The sequence below is a fragment of the Shewanella seohaensis genome (assembly GCF_023283775.1).
GTDB lineage: Bacteria > Pseudomonadota > Gammaproteobacteria > Enterobacterales > Shewanellaceae > Shewanella > Shewanella seohaensis.
Genome location: NZ_JAKILE010000017.1, coordinates 20887 through 40622 on the forward strand (window position 1 = coordinate 20887; position 19736 = coordinate 40622).

Genomic DNA, 19736 nt, shown 5'->3' on the forward strand with positions numbered 1-19736 from the left:
AATGAATAAATCCATGTTGATGGCCTCACTCACCTTGAGTCTACTTTCAGGCAGTGCGTTCGCGATGGAGCAAGTAGTGCTCGACGGTAAACATTTAACCCAAGACCAAGCCTGGGCGATTGCCGATGGCGCTAAAGTGAAGATTGCGCCGCAGGCCAAGACCCAACTCGTGAAAGCAAACGCGCTACTGATGGAAGCGGCGCGTCTGGGCAAACCTGTGTATGGCTTAACCGTGGGGGTTGGGCTAAATAAAGACCACAAGCTGTTCGATGCCAACGGTAAGCTGAGTGATGCGGTGCTCGATGCCTCTCGAAGCTTTAACCTCAGCACTCTGCGTGCCCACAGTGCCGGTGTCGGTGAAGCTGCGCCGATTCGACTCACTCGTCTAGCCTTAGCCGTGCGGTTAAATACCATGTTAGCCGGACAAACCGGTGTGCAACCTGTGGTTGCCGAGCTTTATGAAGCCTATTTAAATCAGGGGCTGACCCCTGTGATCCCAGCTAAAGGCACAGTCGGTGAGGCGGATATTCTGCTGTCATCCCATGTCGGTTTAGCCATGATTGGTGAATGGGAAGTGTTCTACAAAGGTCAGCGTGTGAGCAGTAAAGAGGCGATGGCCGATGCGGGGATCACCCCATTGGCACCTATGGGGAAAGATGCGCTATCGATTCTGTCTAACAATGCCTTTGCCGTCGCGTATGCCATGCAAGGTTACCGTGAAGCGAAGCAATTGTTGTCCGTATCGCCCACTGTCTTTGGCTTAAGCCTTGAGGGATTAAACGGTAACGTGGCGCCATTCTTGCCGCAAACCAACGACATCCGTCCGTTCCCTTACATTAAATCGGCCACCAGTGACATTCTCAAGCAGCTCGATGGTAGCTATTTATGGCAGCTAAACGATGAGCGTCCATTACAGGATCCGTTAAGCTTTAGAACTACGGCTTACACCTTTGCAGGCGCCGAGCAGGCCCTAGCTTCATTAGATGAAGTGATCAATATCCAAATCAACCATTCGGACGATAACCCAGCCGTGATTGTGGGCGCGTCGAACCAATATGCCGAGTTCCCACAAGTGGCTAAATATTTGGTTGAAGGGCAGGGCGGTGTGTTCCCTACCACTAACTTTGAGCCGCTACCTGTGGCACTCGCAGTGCAAAACCTGAGTGTGGCCCTGACCCACGTGTCCCATAACAGTGTGATGCGCACTATTCATCTGTCCGATGATCACTTTACTAAGCTGACGCGTTTCCTGAGTGCGCCAGAAAACCAAGGCCATGCCTTCGGTGCGATTCAAAAGGCCTTTGTGGATATGCAAGTGCGTAACAAGCAGTTAGCCACGCCAGTATCCTTCGATGGGATTTCTATCGCCGGTGGGATTGAAGATACCTTCACGAATCTTAAGTTGGCGTCGGATAACCTGATCCAAATCGTGGATAACACCCAAGTCATCTACGGTTTAGAACTGCTGCACTCAACTCAAGCGATTGATTTACGTAAGCAAGCTCACCCTGAACTACAACTGGGTAAGGCAACACAAGCCATGTACAAGGCCTACCGTGAAAAAGTGCCTTTTGTTGCCAAGGACCGTCCGTTTACACCCGATATCCAAGCGTCAACTGACTTTATTGCAAACTATTAATCTACGATGCGGGGCACTATGCCCCGCCTAGGAAGACTCTGATGTTAAAACCCGTATTTATTCTATTACTCGGTGTCATGCTGGCAACGCCAATGGCCGCTAATGCATTGAATATCAAGGACTACCATAAAGAGGTGATGACAGGAGCCGATGGTAAAGTCGATTGCGCGGCATGCCACGGTGATGCAAAACGTAAAATCGTTCCCGATGCAGCGACTTGCAGTAGCTGCCACGGTTCACCCGAGGAGGTGGCTAAGCTGACTGAGCGCCTAGCGGATGCGGGCCATTCGGTTGAGCCAAATCCCCATGACAGTCTGCACTATGGTACAGATTTGCCTTGTACTTACTGCCATCAGGAACACAAAGAAAGTAAAGTCTATTGCAATCAATGCCATGAATTTACTTATCCTCAGATGAAACGTTAATTTCATCTCGGTTAGAAACTCGCTCCCCTGCTTTTTTGACTATTTTTGTCATGCACTCAACCCGGTTGAGTGCATTTTTTTAGGTAAAAAAAAGAGTAAGCCAATACGGATTACTCTTACGGAAAATTGGTCGTTGAATGTTGTAGCCAAAATCACTCATATGGATGAGGAGCCAGCACACAATGACAGCTTTTACTTAATTAACCCTTAAAATTAACATTTATCTTAAGCTGTCACCGCGGTTGAGACTGATGAGTTTATCTAAGATCCGCTCGCCATCCATTCGAATGCCATTGTGCTCATATTCCGAGGTTAACCAATACTTTAGGTGAGCTACCTGTTTGGCAGTTTCGAGGCTGTAGTCCATCTCGACATACATATCTTCGCTGTAAATCGCGGCCGCAACTGGGACGCGGTTTTGGCTGAGTTGCTCGAGATTGTATAACGCCGGCCAGTCCATTTTATGGGCAAGGAGATTGGCCGCGGCTTGGAGTGGGGCTAAATGGCTAAATTGCTCAAACATCCAAGGGTAAATCATCTCGCCAGTAAACAGGAAAGGCTTACCGACTTGATAGTTAAAGGCCGGATACTGTTCACGCACCCTATGGGCAGACCACTGTGACGCACTGTGTTGGCAGTAGATGGCTTCGTGTAACAGGGCGAAAATCGGGTTGGTGTTATAGTCGAGCAATTGACAGAAATGATTTAAAAACAGCGGATTGACATAATCACCTTGGGGCGAGTGCACCAGCGCCTGTTCAAGCAAATAGTAAACCGACTCAGGGCCTTGCTCCATGCCCAAGTTAATGCCGAGCAGTTGCAGCATTTCAACCGTGAGGCGCTCGCCCGTGGCTAAATGCACTGGGTGCTCGAGTATATGTTTGGCGAGGCGTGTCACTAGATGCTGCGCATCGTGGAAGCGCTGGAAGAAGTCCTTATTTTTAGCGAGTACGCGCTGATAGGTGGCCTGATAGACTTCATCACTGCTGCGTGTGAGGGAAGGAATGCCGCCAGTGATATAAGCTTCACTCACACCCTGAGGGGCGGCGCTTAAATAATGCAGCACGCAGAAACCACCAAAACTTTGACCTAGAATCGCCCACTTGTCGGCGGGGCAGAGCTGGGCGCGAATTGATTCGGCATCGCGGACGATATTGTCGGCCCTAAAATGGCTTAAATATTCGACCTGTTGTTCAGGCGTTAAGTGACCGAGGCTTTGGTAATTTATCGGGCTAGAAAGCCCAGTGCCCCGTTGGTCGAGCAATAATACTCTAAACTCTTTGAGTGCGCGGCGGATCCAACCGCTATTATTAGCGGGGCGCATGGCGGCAAAGCCGGGACCTCCCTGAAAAAAGACGATATATGGCAGTTTTTTATCTTTATTTTCAATGGCGCAGAGTTCCCGCGCGAACACGCTGATCTGTTCACCAATCGGCTGTTGATAATTGAGTGGCAGGTTGAATGAGTGTTTTTTGGCGAGGACACCGGCGAGCATCATATCGGGTTTCATCAATTAACCTTAAGAGTAGGGCTTGTTGTTTAGGGCAGATTGTATACAAAAGCCCTGTTGTCGCAAGTTGGGATTATTTGGTTAGCCTTTGGTTAAGATCAATTTTTATTGTAAAAATTTGAGCCATGATAAGCCTCTTAGCGTAATCTATCGGCTATGGATAACACGAGATTGAAGCTATGAAGTATCAAATTATTCCTGTGACACCTTTCCAGCAGAATTGCAGCTTGATCTGGTGTGAAAAAACGAAGCGTGCCGCGGTTGTCGATCCGGGAGGGAATGTCGACCGTATTTTAGGCGAAGTGGACAAGTTGGGACTGACCCTTGAAAAAGTTCTGCTGACCCACGGCCATATCGACCATGTGGGCGGTGCTAAACTGTTGGCGCAGCAAACGAATGTACCTATTATTGGCCCCCATGTAGCGGATAAGTTTTGGATTGATAACCTGCCAAAACAGAGCCAAAACTTTGGGTTTCCCCACTGCGAAGCCTTTGAGCCCGAGCAATATTTGCAGGATGGCGATGTAGTTACCGTGGGTGAGCAAAGTTTAAGCGTGTTGCATTGCCCCGGGCATACTCCGGGCCACGTGGCATTTTATTCCGCCGACGCTCATCTGGCCTGGGTCGGCGATATTCTGTTTAGAAGCTCAATTGGTCGCACGGATTTCCCGCAATCGAATCATCAGGATTTAATCCACTCCATCACCACCAAACTTTGGCCTTTAGGGGCGGATGTAGAATTTATTCCCGGCCACGGACCTATGTCGACCTTCGGGGAAGAGCGCGAACATAACCCCTTTGTGGCCGATCAGTTACTGTTGTAAACCGACCATACTTCATCGCGACGTGTGTAAATGCGTCGCGAGTCATGGGTTAGCTCATTATCGTTCGCCGCGAACTCTTAGGGCGTGTTGACGTTTCATAGTTATTTTTGCAGCTATTTGGCTGGTTTTTATGCAAGGCAAAGCCCGTGCAGTGTAGTTATTCTACATAAACGGGCGATAACGCAGCAGAAACTCCAACCAAACGCTGCCCGAAGGGTTCCTCTGGCAAGCTCTTGCTCTATGTCACTCGTTATTTGAGTAGAATAACTACACCTCACTCCTCGTTTCGCGATCACGAACTTGCCAGAGCGAACAAAATTTAATCTCGAAACGTCAACACGTCCTAGTATCCCTCACCGCAATATTTTGTTCATCATTTCCTCTATGAATGCGAGTTCAGCTTTGTTAACTTGTTAAGTCGAATGTTATTTATTGGCTTCACTTATCTAGCCGCAGATGCAAGCATGGAGTGTTGTGCATGGTTCAGCAAATCGAAGACTTGTTAGAGCATTGGTTGCCTTTAGCCGATGATGCGTGGGTGCTGGCGGTGATTACCCATATCCAAGGCTCGTCCTACCGAAAGCCCGGTGCCATGATGTTATTCCACGAGTTTGGCCAAGGCGCGGGGATATTAAGTGGTGGCTGTTTAGAGGCGGATCTTCGCCGTCATGCGCAGCAAGCCATGCAATCGCAGCAGATTGCTTGTGTCACCTACGATGCGACCGATGAATCCGATGCCAGCTACCGCCTCGGTTGCGGCGGTAAAGTCGATATCATGTTGATCCCTTTGCTTAAAGAAAATCATGATCTTGGACTAGTGGACATAGTGCAAGCCTTTCGTAAGGGGCAGTCGGGCTACTATCAGTTACCTCTCGCTCCCGCGGGCAGTGATGCTCGCAGTTACGCCGCGCAGTTTTATCCGGCAAAGAGTGCCCCTTTTCCTACGGCGGATTTTCCTAAGGCGGGCATACTCAGTCAGTCCGACGGGGAGGCGCTTATCATCCCGCTCAGACCGCGATTTCATTTAGGGATTTTTGGTGGGGGCATTGATGCTAAACCCGTGGCGGCGATTGCCCATAGTTTAGGCTGGCAGGTGAGCGTATTTGATACGCGCACCGCCTACGCGAGAAGTGCCGACTTTCCCCATGCCCATATCGTCAAGCAAAGTGCTAATGAGGCGAGCACCCTTGTTGCATCCTTAGATTGTGCAGTGGTCATGCACCATAACCTGAACTTAGATGCAGCGGCGCTCAAAGCCATTCAACCCTTTGAGCTTAAATATGTTGCGCTCTTGGGGCCTGCCCATCGGCGGGATAAAGTGCTGGAAATGGCCGAACTCAGTACCGATTCGTTTAGTGGCTTTTTCTCGGCGCCTGCGGGGCTTGCGCTCGGTGGCGAGTTACCGAGCGCTATTGCCTTGAGTATCTTGGCCCAATGCCATGGGGTGCTACACGGCGCGCCATGTTCGATTCTCGATGGGATCATGCCCTAATGCTGAGCCGCCAACGCTTGTTAATTGCCGTGCTGGCTGCAGGGGAGAGCCGGCGATTTCAGGGGATTAAACTGGCGCAGCCATTATCAACGCCCTCGAGTGAAAATTGTGGGAAAAGCATCTTACAACGCCATATCGAGCGTTTGGTTCGCTTCACCTCGGCGCCATTGGCAATGGGAGCATCCAATTAAGTCAGCGCTTCGATGCTGGTGGTGCTCGGTGCCCATGCCCACGAACTTCGTCCCCAACTTGAGGCTTTTAGGGCGAATCAATTCTCGCTACTGCATAATGCCGACTGGCAGACGGGTTTGTCATCGTCGCTGCGCGCTGCGGCGGACTTTGCAAAAGCACAGCAGTTTGATGGCATGTTACTCACCTTAGCGGATCAGGTCGCGCTGACATTTGAAGACTATCGGCAGTTGATTGAGACTTGGCAAACGAGTCAGCAATCTGTGGCCGCGCTTTATCATCACGAAGCAGGTAAGCTGGATGAATTAGGCGCTCCTGCTATTTTTAATGCCTCAATACTCGATTTATTAACGGATTTGACCGGCGATCGCGGCGCCAAATCCATCTTAAAACAACTGGCAAATGTGGGTGAGTTAGTGGCTGTACCCTTACCGCATGCCGCGATTGATATTGATACTAAAGCCGATCTTGCGTCGTGGTTGGCACTTAAGGAGTGAGTTATGGCAATACCATCCTCGGAGGCGGCAAAGGACCAGAGTCTTGCGATGCCTTCCCAAAACCTGACCATTAATGGCAGATCTTTTACCTTAAATGCGGATCCCAATATGCCCATCCTCTGGGCGTTACGGGATATTTTAGGCTTAACGGGCACTAAATATGGCTGCGGTGCCGGACTCTGCGGCGCCTGTACCGTGCATTTAGATGGTCAGCCAGTGCGCGCCTGTTTAACCAGCGTATCCCAGGCGCAGGGCAAACAACTGACCACGATTGAAGGGCTGGATAATCAAAAGCTTAAAAATGCTTGGGCCGAACATAATGTACCTCAGTGTGGTTATTGTCAGGCGGGGCAATTAATGTCGGCAGCGGCTTTAGTCACTCAGCATCCAAAACCATCGGCGGAGCAAATCGATGCTGCCATGTCGGGTAATTTGTGTCGCTGCGGTACCTATCCTCGGATAAAAGCGGCGCTGCAAAGCTATGCCAAACAGGAGGGCTAAGATGAGTACATTCACCGCAGTTGAAAATATCAGTCGCCGCGATGTGTTAAAACTCTTCGGCGCCGTCGGGGGCGGCCTCGCACTCGGGGCAAGTGGTCTCAGTTGGAGTCCAATGGCATTGGCGCAGGATCAGCAGGCGCGGCTCAATCTGTTTATCGCCATCGGTGAGGATGACAAGGTTTATTTGACCTGCCACCGCTCCGAAATGGGCCAGGGGATCCGCACGGGGATTTTACAAATCTTGGCCGAAGAACTGGAGGCTGATTGGGATAAAATTGTGCCTATTCAAGGACTCGCAGATAAACGTTACGCCAGCCAAAATACCGATGGTAGCCGCAGTATCCGCGAAAACTATGATCGCATGCGTGAGATGGGCGCGATGGCTCGAACCATGCTTGAACAAGCCGCAGCAGCTCGCTGGAAAGTCCCCGTGAGTGAAGTGCAGGCTAAAGATCATCAAGTGCTGCATGCTAAATCTGGCCGTGCTGCGCGCTTTGGCGAATTAGCCCTCGATGCGGCGGGATTACCACTGCCCGCAGCCGATTCGCTGCGGTTAAAGGCGGTTAAGGATTTCAAGCAAATTGGTGCATCGCGTCAGATAGTCGATATGCAGGCCATGCTCACGGGTAAGGCTGTCTATGGCTATGATATTCAAGTGGATAACATGCTTTATGCCAGCATTATGCGCCCACCCGTATTGGGGAGCGATGTCGCAAGTCTTGACGATAGTGCGGCGCGCAAAGTAGCTGGTGTGGTCGATGTGTACCGTTTGCCAACGTCCAAGGGCGCTCCCGCTTTTCAAGCCCTAGGCGGCGTAGCTGTGGTGGCGACAAATACTTGGAGCGCGCTGCAGGGGCGTAAAGCCTTGCAAGTGAGCTGGACTGAGTCTGCCAACAGCAGCCACGATTCTAAAACCTACCTGCAAGAGCTGGTGGACAAGGTACAAGCCCCTGGCAAGGTGGTACGTCAAGTTGGTGATGAGGTCAAAGCCTGGCCGAAGGACGATACCCTTAAGGCGATTTATACCGTGCCTTACCTTATCCATTCCTCCATCGAGCCGCCTGTGGCAACCGCCAATGTGACCGAGAAGGGCTGTGAAATTTGGGCATCGACACAAACACCGCAGAGTACCCAGCAAAATGTGGCCGCAGCCTTAGGTATCGCCGAGGATGCGGTGAAAGTGAATGTGACGTTACTGGGCGGCGGCTTTGGGCGCAAGTCCAAACCAGATTTCAGTGTGGAGGCGGCGCTACTCTCCAAGCAATTTAAACGGCCAGTGAAGGTGAGTTGGAGCCGTGAGGATGAAATCCAAAACGGTTATTATCACGCCATCAGTGCCCAGTGTTATCAGGCCTTGCTCGATGCCAATAACAAACCAACGGCGCTGCTCGCGCGTACGGGCTTCCCGTCGATCAGCTCCACCTTTGCCGAGGGCGTTGAGTATCCATCCGGTGGAGAGCTGGACTTAGGCTTTGTCGATGTGCCCTTTGCCCTCGCAAATTTACGCTACGAGGCCGTTAAAGCCAGCGCTCACAATCGTATCGGTTGGATGCGCTCGGTATGTAACATTCAACACGGGTTTGGCGTGGGCAGTTTTGTCGATGAAATGGCCCATAAAGCCAAGTTATCTTGCCCCGATATGTGGCGCAGCTTACTGGGCCAAGCAAGGCGAGAGGCCTTTGAGAACCAAGGCTTTAAATATGGCAACTATGGTGAAGACTTAAACCGTCATCCCGTCGATGTCGGCCGTTACCTCAAGGTGATTGAGGCAGTTGAACAAGCCCAAGTCAAGGCGCCTAAAGCGGGTAAGAATCAAGGTTGGGGCTTTGCCGTGCACCGCAGCTTTGTGAGTGTGGTGGCGGTGGCGATGCGGGTAGAAGTCGGCGAGGACAAACAGCTTAAGGTGCTGAATGCCATTGCTGCGATTGATGCGGGCACTGTGGTTAACCCCGACAGGGTGAAAGCGCAGACCGAAGGCGCGATAGTATTTGGTTTAAGCTTGGCGCTAATGGGGGAGATCAGTTACCAAGAGGGGAAGGTGATGCAGTCTAACTTCCATGATTATCCCTTGCTACGTTTACCCCAAGTGCCAGAGATGGAGATCATCATTATCGACTCGGATGCACCGCCTGCGGGTGTGGGTGAGCCCGGCGTGCCGCCGGTGGCACCAAGCCTGACCAATGCGATATTTGCCGCAACAGGCCTTAGGATCCGCGATCTGCCAGTTAATAAACAGTTAAAGGTGTGATGCTGTAAACCATTCCTGAGTGAGCAAAAAAGCGCCTAATAAGCGCTTTTTTCGTTTTTTTACCACAAATAAATTGCTTGTTAGCAAATTTACGGGCATTAATGCCGAAAATTAGCAATAGATCAGGTTTTTGTTACCAGAATAGAGGTAATTTAACCAATATGTTTACTCAAGTGACCTAAGGTATGCGGACTCGCGTACACATTCATTTGAATCGGTTCCTAGTCGGCCTGTGAGTCTGTTTTCGATTGCAGATCCCTACTAAAAATTGATCGACACGGAAGTGAAGGGCGCTATAACACCATAATACAGCCGCACCTTAAGCGCATTTGAGTATTAACTTCCGTGAAAACAATACAAAGGGGTCATCATGGAAAATCGTTGGCAAGTCGCTATTTCGGCGGGGCTATTAGCCGCTGTCTGGTGTGGTATCGCAGATGCCTTTCATCTCGTTACTTGGATTGGCTTTTTAGGTTGTAGCACCTTCTTTGCTCAGCCTAAGGCCGGTTTTCAAGGCGTGATGATGGCGTGGTGTACCAATCTCTCCGGTGTGTTTTGGGCTTGGCTCATTATCAGCGGTAGCAGTTTCTTCGTATCGCCTGTGGCGGGTTATCTGTTTACGGGTATCGCGACCTCGGCAATGTGCCTACAGGCCAGTTATCAAAAATTAAGTTTTATTCCCGGCGCCTTTATTGGCTGTTGTATTACCTTTGCCATGGCAGGGGATGTCGCCAATATTGTGCCATCCTTAGTGTTGGGCGCCCTGTTAGGTTTTTGCATGAGTTTGTTGACGGCGCAGTTAGTCACCCTTCGCCAAAAATGGTCAGCATCAACAGGTTCTGAAATCGCCAGTGCCGATTAAATTCATCATTTTTTAATGTGCAGATGATGCCTGTGCGGTAAAAAAGTGATGGAATATATGAGCTATAATGCTGATTTAGTACCCGATAGCCTTTAGGTCTTAGGAAATATCAAGATGAAACAAATCCAGTTTCGCACCATTGATGCCATATTGATCAAATTCAGTCTCAACGGAAAGTTTTGGGTTGTCTGCTCTATGGTGGCGCTGATCACCGCCGCCGTTGCACTCGTCAATTACCAACATGCCCACCGCAACCTCGAAGCCGCCTCTTTAGCTCGGGTGCAGGCGACGGTCGATGCCTTTGCTCAAGTCGCGAATGCACAGCAGTTGACAGGGGATACGTTGTCACAGTTTGCCCGTGACAATGGTTTAAGTGTTGTCAGTCGCCAAACTGACGCTCAGCGCCAAAGAGAAAATGTGACCGCCAGTGCCAGCGTGGGATCCAGCGGCGCACTCGAGCTGTCGCAAAATGTTGCTCAATGGGAAAGCGAGGGGCGCAGCGATGCCAACTTAATGTTTTGGCTCGCGTTAATCGGTTTATTACCCTTATTCCAACTCAGCTACTGGATTTCAACCTCCCTCGGCGGTGGCCTGTGGGATATGTACATGGCCATCAAACGCTTAGCCGATGGCGACTTAAGTTTTAGATTAAACTTTTTCGGCACCGATGACTTCAGTTTAATCGCCCGCGAAATTGACCGCTGCGCCGATAACATGAGTGAAATGGTGAGTGCTATTCGCAGCAATGCTCAGACGCTCTCCCTCGCCGCCGATGAGTTTAATCAGCAGGCCAAAAGCAGTGGCGAGTTAATTGGTGCCCAGCATCAATTTTTAGACTCGGTTGCCGTTGCCATGGCGCAGATGACCTCGGCGATTGAAGAAGTGTCGGTCAATGCCAGTAATACCTCGCTCCAGACCAAAGATAACGCCAGCCAAATGAGTGCCAGCCAAGGACGTATTAGCCATACGGTCGACAGTATTGGGCAACTCTCAACCAAGATTGGCGCAGCATTTTCATCGGTAGAACAGTTATCTAAGGATGCGGCGGGTATCGATGCCGTGGTGACTACCATCAACAGTATTTCCGAGCAGACCAATTTGCTGGCGCTGAATGCGGCCATCGAAGCAGCCCGTGCGGGTGAGCAAGGCCGCGGTTTTGCGGTGGTTGCCGATGAAGTGCGTACCTTAGCGGGACGGACTCAACAAGCGACTGTTGAGATCCAAGCGATGATCGAAGGATTGCAATCGGGCACTCGTCAGCTCTCCAATATCACCACCGAGATTGTGGACCGCGCCGATGAAGGCCGCAGCGCCATTATTGCCGTGGGCGACGATGTCGAGGGGATGGCGCAATCGGTTAATGCCGTATTCGATATGAGCAGCCAGATTGCTGCATCGGCGGAAGAGCAGAGCGTGGCCGCTCGCGATATTGCTGGCCAACTCAATGAGATCCGCCATCAATCCGATACCATTAAACAAACGGCGCAGCGCAGTGTCACCCTAGCGCATGATTTGCAACATGCCTCGGTTGAACTCGAAGGGATCCTTAAACAGTACCGCACTAGCTAATCTTACCTTCAATGTGGGCATTGCCAGTTTTCAGTGTGGGTAGTTGAGCAATAACACCCGATACTGAGTCTCATACAAAGCATTAGCGTATCATCTGAAAATGGCGGAAATCGTAGATTTCCGCCATTTCATTTTCGAAATACCTCAAAGCAGATAACTGAGTTGCTTAGCAGTAATTGTCACTATACCCCCAATACCACGCTCTCTTTTTATTACTAAAATGTCCCTATTTTAGAGGGGCACTGGTGCAACAATGCCAACCTTAACTAACCCTTTTACAGCTCTTTCAGCTAAAAAGGTATTGCCCCAAAGTGTGTTTCGGCTCGTTATCTCAATCGAAAATACCTACTCTTGTTGCCATACAAATTCTCATCTAGTTACCTATGTTTGGCCTTACCGCGAAGTGGCTAATAATGTATGGCTATACAGTCATATTTAAATTTAGATACTTTGGTGTGATTTTAAGACAATATCAGTGCGCATTAATTCCATCTGTAGCAAATAAAACACTATAAAATCAAATGACTATGGTAGCTGGCTTTTAGTTAATAGATTTAGAAAACGCACATGCGCGTTTTTCCAGATGGATTACTTATATGAAAAGCGGCAGAATGCTGATAAGTTCTTTACATACAGATAGTTAACTGTGCGCGTTTTCACTGGTCTAACGAGGTAAACGCGCATGCGCATGAATAAAATGTTAACCTCCAAGGAGTATTTGTGCCAACGATTAAAGAACTCATAGATGAGCTTGAGGCTGAAATAAATAATGGAGGCTTTGATCAATTCTTTTATAACTCGGCAGGTGATCACACAGAAGATACGATCCATGCTCTTGTAAAAATAGGAGCTGTTTACACTGCTGATATCGTCAGACGAGCAGCATCTAAATTTCCAGGCGGCATGCCTCCGAAAGATCGTGATGCAAGGCAAGAGTTATTGGAGGTTATTTCCCCTGATTCAGATTCCTTCGAGGATTTTGATGAGGCGTTTTTGGCATATGAAGATGATTTAGCTTCACTGGTATCGAGCCATGAAGGTTAACAAGGCAAAGCAGTGCGCGGCTATCGCCGCCGGACTCGCTATCGCCGCCGGACTCGCTATCGCCGCCGGACTCGCTATCGCTCGCCGCTGTTTGCGGCGTTATGTTTTCAAGTAGCATGGAGATTAACTTTTGAATAGAAGCTATTGGCAACAAGCTGTTGGTGATACAGATAGAAATTATGCTGCGATATGTCTCAAGTGGGACGTCATACTAAATGGTCCTGGTTACGCTGGTTCATGGCCAGGCTGTGCTAAGACGTTAAGAAACGATGATTGGTCCTCTAAGAAAGTGACCGACCTTAAGCGATTTTCGCAAGAGATTAAAGATGGAGACATTGTTGTTCTCCGTTTAGGAACTTCAACAATACTTGGTGTAGGTGTTGTCGTAGGTGATTATGAATGGCTTGATTTATTTGGTGATGTAGACGGCTGGGATTTACAGCATGTTCGTAGAGTGAGTTGGTTATGGAAAGGACTTAAGTCACCTAAAAACTTTGATACTTATACTCTTAAGCAAGGCGATACAACACAAAAACTTGATTCGCCGATTGTCACTGATTGGATTGAATCATTGGCGCTTGATTTCGACAATACTCCACCACTAATCGAATTGCCGAGATCTGAAGATAACACTGTTGACTTTGAAGCTGTTTCAGAGTTTCTATTCGATAATGGGGTTTCTAGTAATTCGATCGATAATTTAAATAAAGAAATCGATGAATTGGTGAGGATTGCTAAATGGTATAACAAATATGACAACCCCTCGGAGTTTGAAACAGTTTCCTATTTGGCAGTTCCATTACTTAGAGCGTTGGGTTGGACGCCTCAAAAAATGGCCATTGAGTGGAATAAAGTAGATGTGGCCTTATTTAAGAGTCTTCCAAGAAAAGACTCCAACTTAAGTGTAGTTGTGGAAGCAAAAAAGAAAGGAAACTCCTGTTTAACTGCATTTTCACAAGCTCAATCCTACGCGAAAGGAAAAGATAATTGCCGTAGATTGATAGTGACAGATGGCTTGAGGTATGGAATATATATAAAACGAGAGCATGAGTTCCGGCTTTACGCCTACTTTAATATTACTAACCTTAAGGCTAGTTACCCAATATATGAATGCTTTGGGGTTAATGAGGCCCTAAGAGCTATGACACCAGAGTGGAGTGAGTAACATAACAAGGCATTGCAGCGGACAACCCGCTGCAATGCGGCGTTAGCCCAAAGATATTTTAAACCGAACTCCACGGATTAGAGTTAAAGCTTTAACTCGAAAATGTCCCAAAGCACGCTACGTATTTCTTTAAAGCAAACAGACTTCGTCGATGCTAAACAGGTGAACCGTGGCGATTAGCGAGACGACCGTCCGCCCCATGGCCGCTCTTTGGCATCCATGCCATCACGGCATTCGTGAATCCATTACATCTGACGGGGCGGCCCTGCATCCAAGCATGGACTTGAACAACATCGGTGTTTAACGGCCATTTCGCCATCTGATAGGTAGGACGCCTGAATGTCGTGCAATGCAGGGACGCATGAGAATGACCATGGCTCTCGTTCATAAGCTTAGAACCCCTAGGTGTCTATTCACCGTGTCGTCGAGTGAATACCATGGCTCGCCTATAAAGTCTGCACTTAACGTACTCACTCTCAAACAAAAACATCGGCCTAAGCCGATGTTTTTATCAATTAAAGAATTAACCCAAGCGAGTTAGGCTTCTTTAAAGGTGCTCCAAATTGGCGCGTGATCTGAGGGTTTATCGATGCCTCGCAAATCGTAATCGACGTCGGATTCGACTAAACGTGCGGCCAGTGACGGCGTGGCTAAGATCACATCGATGCGTAGGCCGCGGTTATCATCGAAGCCTTTGCTGCGGTAATCGAACCATGAATAACGCTCGCTGCGGTCGGGGTGGAGTTGACGGAAGGTGTCCACCAATCCCCAATCTTGCAGGGTTTTCAGCCATTCACGCTCTTCGGGTTGGAAGCTGCATTTTCCGGTTTTTAGCCAACGTTTGCGGTTGACTTCACCGATGCCGATATCCAAATCGATGGGCGAAATATTGATGTCCCCAATGATGGCGATATCTTCATCGTTGCTATGATTAGCGTGCAAATGTGCCATTAAGTCCTGATAAAACTTACGCTTAGCAGGATACTTTGTCGGATGATCAATGCTTTCGCCCTGAGGGAAATAACCATTCAACACAGTTAACGGACGGCCATTTGCCTGAGCAAAGGTGCCGATAATCATGCGGCGCTGCGCATCTTCTTCATCGGTTGCAAAGCCCTTTTGCACCTTAATTGGGGCGACTTTGGAGAGCATGGCTACGCCATAGTGTGCCTTGCCACCGTGGTAATGCACGTGATAGCCCATGGCCTCGACTTCGGCGAGCGGGAAGGCTTCATCGTGCACTTTGGTTTCTTGCAGGCCGATAATATCGGGCTGATGGCTGTCGATTAACGCTTGCAATTGATGCAGGCGAGAACGCAATCCATTGATATTGAAAGAAACGATTTTCATTAAGGGAGAACTCGTTTGAAGGGTTTTACCACAACGCTTTGATATACGCCCGCAGCGAAGTAAGGATCGGCATCTGCCCAGGCTTGAGCCGTGGCTAACGAATCGAAATCCGCCACCACTAATGAGCCGCTAAAACCCGCATCGCCAGGGTTTTCGCTATCGATAGCAGGGTGTGGACCCGCAACCAGCAAACGACCTTCATCGGCCAGTTCCTGTAAGCGAGCTAAATGCGCAGGACGCGCCGCTAAACGTTTTTCTAAGCTGTTCTCAACATCTTGAGCTGAAATCATATACCACATTATTTGAGTTCCTTGCGTTGATCTTCGGGAAGATGTTTATAAAGGTAAAAGACGGTGATAACGGTATTAATCAGGGTTAAGGCGGTGAGGCCAAACACTTTAAAGTTCACCCAAGTTTCTAACGGCAGTCTAAAGGCGACATAGATATTGACTAGGCCACAGATGGTAAAAAAGCTTACCCAGTACCAAGTTACGTGTGCCCAAATCTTATCGGCCACCTTCATCTCTTTACCCAACATGGACTTTAAAATCGACTTGTTGAGTAGCTGGCTCACGCCAAGGGCTAGGGCAAATAAAGCATAAATAATAGTGACTTTCCACTTGATAAAGGCATCGTCATGGAACACTAAGGTGAGGGTGCCAAACACTGTCACCATAGCGAAGGTAATTAGGTGCATCTTCTCCAATTTTTTGTACAGCGCATAGGTCACGACTAATTGCAGTGCAGTGGCTGCGATTAAGGCGCCACTGGCGATATAAATATCGAAAAATTTATAGACGGCAAAAAAGATAATGAGGGGCAGAAAATCAAGCAGTTGTTTCATAAATAATCGTGTTAAGAAGACGTGGGCTTGAGTGTAGCACGGGGGGCTAGAGGGAAAAAGCCGTGAAAGGTGACCGATTGCTAACTGTTGCATGAAAGCGGTGTGAAGGGCTGTTGCAATCCATGTTGCTCTTACGACTAAGTGGGCCGTGACCGATAAGGCTAAGCTTGTGCGGCATGTTTGGCTTGGGCGCGCGTGGCTAACGGGCAATCTACGCAGCGATGACTGTTGGCAAGTTGATACCTTAAGCAGCACACGCGGCGAATATTGTCTGAGTGAGTTGCTGAGGCGGGCAGCAGATTAATGCTGTTGTAGAGTGGATTATCTTCGCCATCGTCAAAGGATATTGTGTTAAATAGCAGCGCCTTAAGCTGTTCAAACTCAATATCTGGCAATGCCATTTCGCCCAAATACCAGTGAATAAGGTAGCCTAAATGGCTCCAATACAACTTTGCGGGGGTTGGGCTTAAACCGGTTAATCGCTCAACGCTCGGGATTAGATGGCTTTGAATCCACTGGATAAGTCGTCGCTCGCGGGGTGGCGTTAAGACAGTGGATTTAACTATGCCGGCTTTAACTATGGCGACGTTATCCCGAGGAGTGGGAGTTAATTGAAACTCAAAACCTGCGACTCTGCCCGAATCATGGGGCCGAAGATAAAAATGCTTAGGCGCTATATCAATCTGCTCAATCTGCTCAATGGTGCTCACGAGCGACTGCGGCGCGCTAATGATCCATTCCAACATGGGCGGCACTAACAAACCGAAATACCACTGTCCCCAGAGCGAGTGCAGGGCTTTGGAATTATGGCTATGGCTGAGCAATAACTGCTCGGGAATATTTTCTGACTGGATGGAAGATGTAGTTTTTCCCAAGGGTGGATAGGCCTTGGCAAAATCCAGTAAAAGCTGCTGATAAACGGCTGGCTGACTCCAAGTATCAATACTGAGTCCTTGGGGTTTGGTGGTTGCCACAAAGTGCTGGGCATAAAATGGGGCGCGCAGCGCCAGTCGTTGATTAAACGTTTTGGCGACTTGAGTTAAATCCGCAGGGCTTAGCGCTGTTAGCTTGGTTGTTGTTTGCGCGCCGACCACAGTGTTTAAACTTTGCGAGCATTTGCTATGGCAGTGCTTGGTATGATCAGGTTGGGTCCCTCTGGAAAGCTTGGCTAAGGTCGGTACCGTTTCCCTTTGGCGCGCCATAATCACTCCTTAGGCTTGAATTGATTAAACTGCGGTGAACTCTAGACTCACCGCAGTTTTCATTGATGAACAGCTAGTTAACGACAGCCTGTTAGAAGCGATAATCCAAATTCACGCTCACGCTGCGCGGGGTACCATATTGGTACTGACTAAATTGCCCCACTTGGCTGTAGTAGGTTTTATCCAAGGCGTTGTGCACATTGGCGCTTAGCTTTAGCTGCTCGGTAAAGGCATAACTTGCCATTAGGCTGGCCAATGCATAGGAGCCTTGCTCTACCTCGACTCTGCCTAAGGGTGAGTTCACGGTTTGATAGACTCGGCTTTGCCAATTAACCCCAGCGCCAAGCTGCAACTTGTTCCAATCGCCGCTGAAGGTATAAGTGGTAAAGAGTTTTAGCTGCTGGCGAGGTGATGAGGTGTTGATGCGATTGCCCTTAGGATCATCGGTACTGAATTGGGTGTAGCCGAAGTAGATATTCCAGTCATCGGTGATTTTGCCTGTGGATTCAAACTCAAAGCCTTGGGTCTTAGTGCCGTTAACCTCTCGATACACTGGGATAGTAGTGCCTGGCAGTACATCTCCGGTGCGTTCACCAACATTGTCTTGGCGAATTTCAAATACCGACAACGACATATCTAAGCTTTCATCCATCAAGCTGGCCTTAATACCCGCCTCGTAGTTTTTGCCTTTGACGGGGTCGATGTAGCTGGCATCGATGCGCTGCAAGGTTTGCGGCGCAAAAATATCCGTATAACTGGCGTAAAGCGAGTATTGCTCACCGAGCGAGTAGGTCAGGCCAAAATAGGTGGTGAGCTCATTGTCGACCTTAAAATCATACATGCTGCCAAAGTTATCTTGGTCGGTTTGCCACTGGTTAAGGCGCAGCCCCGCGAGCAATGCCAAGGCATCGGTCAGATTGAGCTGTGTGGCCACATAGGCGGCGCTTTGCTCGGTTTCGCCGAAGGAGCCCGTGGTGTGAGTCTCTTTCCACTGAGGTTTTGGATACTGGAAGTTGGGATCGCGAAAATCTCCCAAGGGCGGCACGGCGGCCGTAGGATAATAGTAAGGGTTGGCAAACTCTTGGCGCTGACCCGTCCAGCCAAAGGTAAGCTGATGTTCTTGGCCAAACAGGGCAAACATTCCCTGCGCCCGTAAGTCGAGGTTATGTTGGGTACGACTTCCATCGACATAGGCGATTGAGCCTGCGGTGGCACCAAGATTAGTCACGGGGTCAGGGTAACCTGTAGCCCACAGCACATTATATTTCAGCGAGTTATCGCCATAGCTGTAGGAGCCTTTCAGCTCCCAACCGTTATCAAAACGATGTTCAAGACTGGCGAAGGTATTAAGCCCTTGGGTATGCGCCGAGGCCCAATCGGGAGCGGTGGAAGTGGCGCGATCGTAATTTGTACGACTGCCATCACTGTGGAACAGCGGCAGCCCGCCGGACATAGTGGCTTCGGGCGTGGTGTCTTGATAATCCACGCCTAAGGTCAGCAGTGTGCTGTCGGTAATATCGGTTTCAACAATGCCATAGAGGGTGGTGCGTTGCTGCTCGTATCTGTCTTGGAAGGATTCTTTATCCTGATAGGCGGCGACAACCCGGCCACGAATGCTGCCACTTTCATTTAAGCCGCTGGATAAATCGACCATACCGCGCAGATTGTTCCATGAGCCGACACTCACTGAGGTACTGCCCATAAATTCTTGCGTCGGGCGTTTACGAATAAGGTTAATCGCGGCCGAAGGATTACCTGCACCCGTCATTAACCCTGTGGCGCCACGGACAATTTCCACGCGCTCGTAGATGGCGGTATCGATTAGGTTATCGCCGTAGTTAAAACGGGTGTCATAGGTGGTGGGCACGCCATCGTAAAGAATGCTGGTGACCGCAATTCCGCGCGAGCTGATGCTGTATCTGTCGTTGTCCATCGGCCGAGCATTGATGCCTGCTACGCTGGTCATGGCTTCGATGACGCTGTTGAGTTGTTGGTCATGCATCATTTGGCTGGTAACAGAGGTGACGGATTGCGGCGTCTCTAAATAGGACAAATCTAGACCCGTTGCCGTGTTCATCGCCTGAGTTTTGTAGCGATTATCGTGGAGATCCTTAGCGCCAACGACATTAATGATTTCAATGTCTTTGGTGGATTTTTTCTGGGTATCGCTGGCATCGGCATAAGCATAGGGCATGCTGAGTATGGCACTGCAGAGAATAAGCTCAGGGCGTGTGATGGCGAGTTGGCAGTGCGCCGCGAGACGGTTGAGGGGGAAGGTTTTCATAATAATGATCTTAAATTCCATTTAGGCTGTTTGATTGACTAGGTTGTTTTTGGGCACAGGCGCGTGCCCAGAGTGGGCGTAAGGCCCACTC

The 19736-nt window shown here is 49.3% G+C and carries 18 protein-coding genes; 12 read left to right on the forward strand and 6 right to left on the reverse strand.

The annotated features are described in order from the left end of the window. Window position 1: 1 nt before the first annotated feature. Both L2713_RS17685 and L2713_RS17690 read left to right on the forward strand, forming a co-directional pair. A complete protein-coding gene (locus L2713_RS17685; RefSeq protein WP_248968781.1) occupies window positions 2–1639 on the forward strand; it encodes an HAL/PAL/TAL family ammonia-lyase in 1638 nt (545 codons plus the stop codon). Window positions 1640–1680: 41 nt separating this feature from the next. Next, entirely contained in the window at window positions 1681–2064 is a 384-nt protein-coding gene (locus L2713_RS17690) for a cytochrome c3 family protein (protein ID WP_248968782.1), read from the forward strand. Between the two features lie 220 nt (window positions 2065–2284). Here the strand turns inward: L2713_RS17690 and L2713_RS17695 are convergent, their stop codons facing one another. Further along, window positions 2285–3574, reverse strand: a complete 1290-nt coding sequence (locus tag L2713_RS17695) for an alpha/beta fold hydrolase (protein ID WP_248968784.1) — start codon at window positions 3572–3574, stop codon at window positions 2285–2287. A gap of 179 nt (window positions 3575–3753) precedes the next feature. Between L2713_RS17695 and L2713_RS17700 the strand changes: the two genes are divergently transcribed. The 10 genes from L2713_RS17700 (at window position 3754) to L2713_RS17740 (ending at window position 13965) form a co-directional block, all read left to right on the forward strand. Beyond that, a complete protein-coding gene (locus L2713_RS17700) occupies window positions 3754–4398 on the forward strand; it encodes an MBL fold metallo-hydrolase (protein WP_086904076.1) in 645 nt (214 codons plus the stop codon). Between the two features lie 478 nt (window positions 4399–4876). Beyond that, on the forward strand, window positions 4877–5890 hold the full coding sequence (locus L2713_RS17705) for an XdhC family protein (RefSeq protein WP_248968785.1): 1014 nt from the start codon (window positions 4877–4879) through the stop codon (window positions 5888–5890). Window positions 5891–6093: 203 nt separating this feature from the next. Then, entirely contained in the window at window positions 6094–6576 is a 483-nt protein-coding gene (locus L2713_RS17710; protein ID WP_248968786.1) for a nucleotidyltransferase family protein, read from the forward strand. Between the two features lie 3 nt (window positions 6577–6579). Beyond that, complete coding sequence (locus L2713_RS17715) at window positions 6580–7077, forward strand: (2Fe-2S)-binding protein (RefSeq protein ID WP_011625802.1); 498 nt, start codon at window positions 6580–6582, stop codon at window positions 7075–7077. Between the two features lies 1 nt (window position 7078). Then, a complete protein-coding gene (locus tag L2713_RS17720; protein ID WP_248968787.1) occupies window positions 7079–9325 on the forward strand; it encodes a xanthine dehydrogenase family protein molybdopterin-binding subunit in 2247 nt (748 codons plus the stop codon). Between the two features lie 370 nt (window positions 9326–9695). Then, a complete protein-coding gene (locus tag L2713_RS17725) occupies window positions 9696–10187 on the forward strand; it encodes a DUF1097 domain-containing protein (protein ID WP_011622224.1) in 492 nt (163 codons plus the stop codon). Window positions 10188–10301: 114 nt separating this feature from the next. Beyond that, the gene (locus L2713_RS17730; RefSeq protein WP_248968788.1) at window positions 10302–11756 is read left to right on the forward strand and encodes a methyl-accepting chemotaxis protein; all 1455 of its coding nucleotides are present in this window, start codon (window positions 10302–10304) and stop codon (window positions 11754–11756) included. 720 nt (window positions 11757–12476) lie between these two features. Then, a complete protein-coding gene (locus L2713_RS17735; protein WP_248968789.1) occupies window positions 12477–12800 on the forward strand; it encodes a DMP19 family protein in 324 nt (107 codons plus the stop codon). After that, entirely contained in the window at window positions 12790–12915 is a 126-nt protein-coding gene (locus tag L2713_RS20550; protein WP_262251051.1) for a hypothetical protein, read from the forward strand. The genes L2713_RS17735 and L2713_RS20550 overlap by 11 nt, the downstream gene beginning before the upstream one ends. A 15-nt stretch (window positions 12916–12930) precedes the next feature. Continuing rightward, on the forward strand, window positions 12931–13965 hold the full coding sequence (locus L2713_RS17740; RefSeq protein ID WP_248968790.1) for a DUF8426 domain-containing protein: 1035 nt from the start codon (window positions 12931–12933) through the stop codon (window positions 13963–13965). 537 nt (window positions 13966–14502) lie between these two features. Here L2713_RS17740 and xthA read toward each other — a convergent pair. From xthA to L2713_RS17765, 5 genes are all read right to left on the reverse strand, one after another. Continuing rightward, entirely contained in the window at window positions 14503–15315 is an 813-nt protein-coding gene (xthA, locus tag L2713_RS17745) for an exodeoxyribonuclease III (protein WP_086904508.1), read from the reverse strand. Then, window positions 15315–15614 carry a YciI family protein gene (locus tag L2713_RS17750; RefSeq protein ID WP_011072939.1) on the reverse strand — a complete coding sequence of 100 codons (300 nt, stop codon included), beginning with the start codon at window positions 15612–15614 and terminating at the stop codon, window positions 15315–15317. Before L2713_RS17750 ends, xthA begins: the two co-directional genes overlap by 1 nt. Further along, entirely contained in the window at window positions 15614–16159 is a 546-nt protein-coding gene (locus L2713_RS17755) for a septation protein A (RefSeq protein WP_248968792.1), read from the reverse strand. Before L2713_RS17755 ends, L2713_RS17750 begins: the two co-directional genes overlap by 1 nt. 161 nt (window positions 16160–16320) lie before the next feature. Then, on the reverse strand, window positions 16321–17361 hold the full coding sequence (fhuF, locus tag L2713_RS17760; protein ID WP_248968794.1) for a siderophore-iron reductase FhuF: 1041 nt from the start codon (window positions 17359–17361) through the stop codon (window positions 16321–16323). Window positions 17362–17452: 91 nt separating this feature from the next. Further along, on the reverse strand, window positions 17453–19666 hold the full coding sequence (locus tag L2713_RS17765; RefSeq protein ID WP_248968796.1) for a TonB-dependent siderophore receptor: 2214 nt from the start codon (window positions 19664–19666) through the stop codon (window positions 17453–17455). Between the last annotated feature and the right edge of the window lie 70 nt (window positions 19667–19736).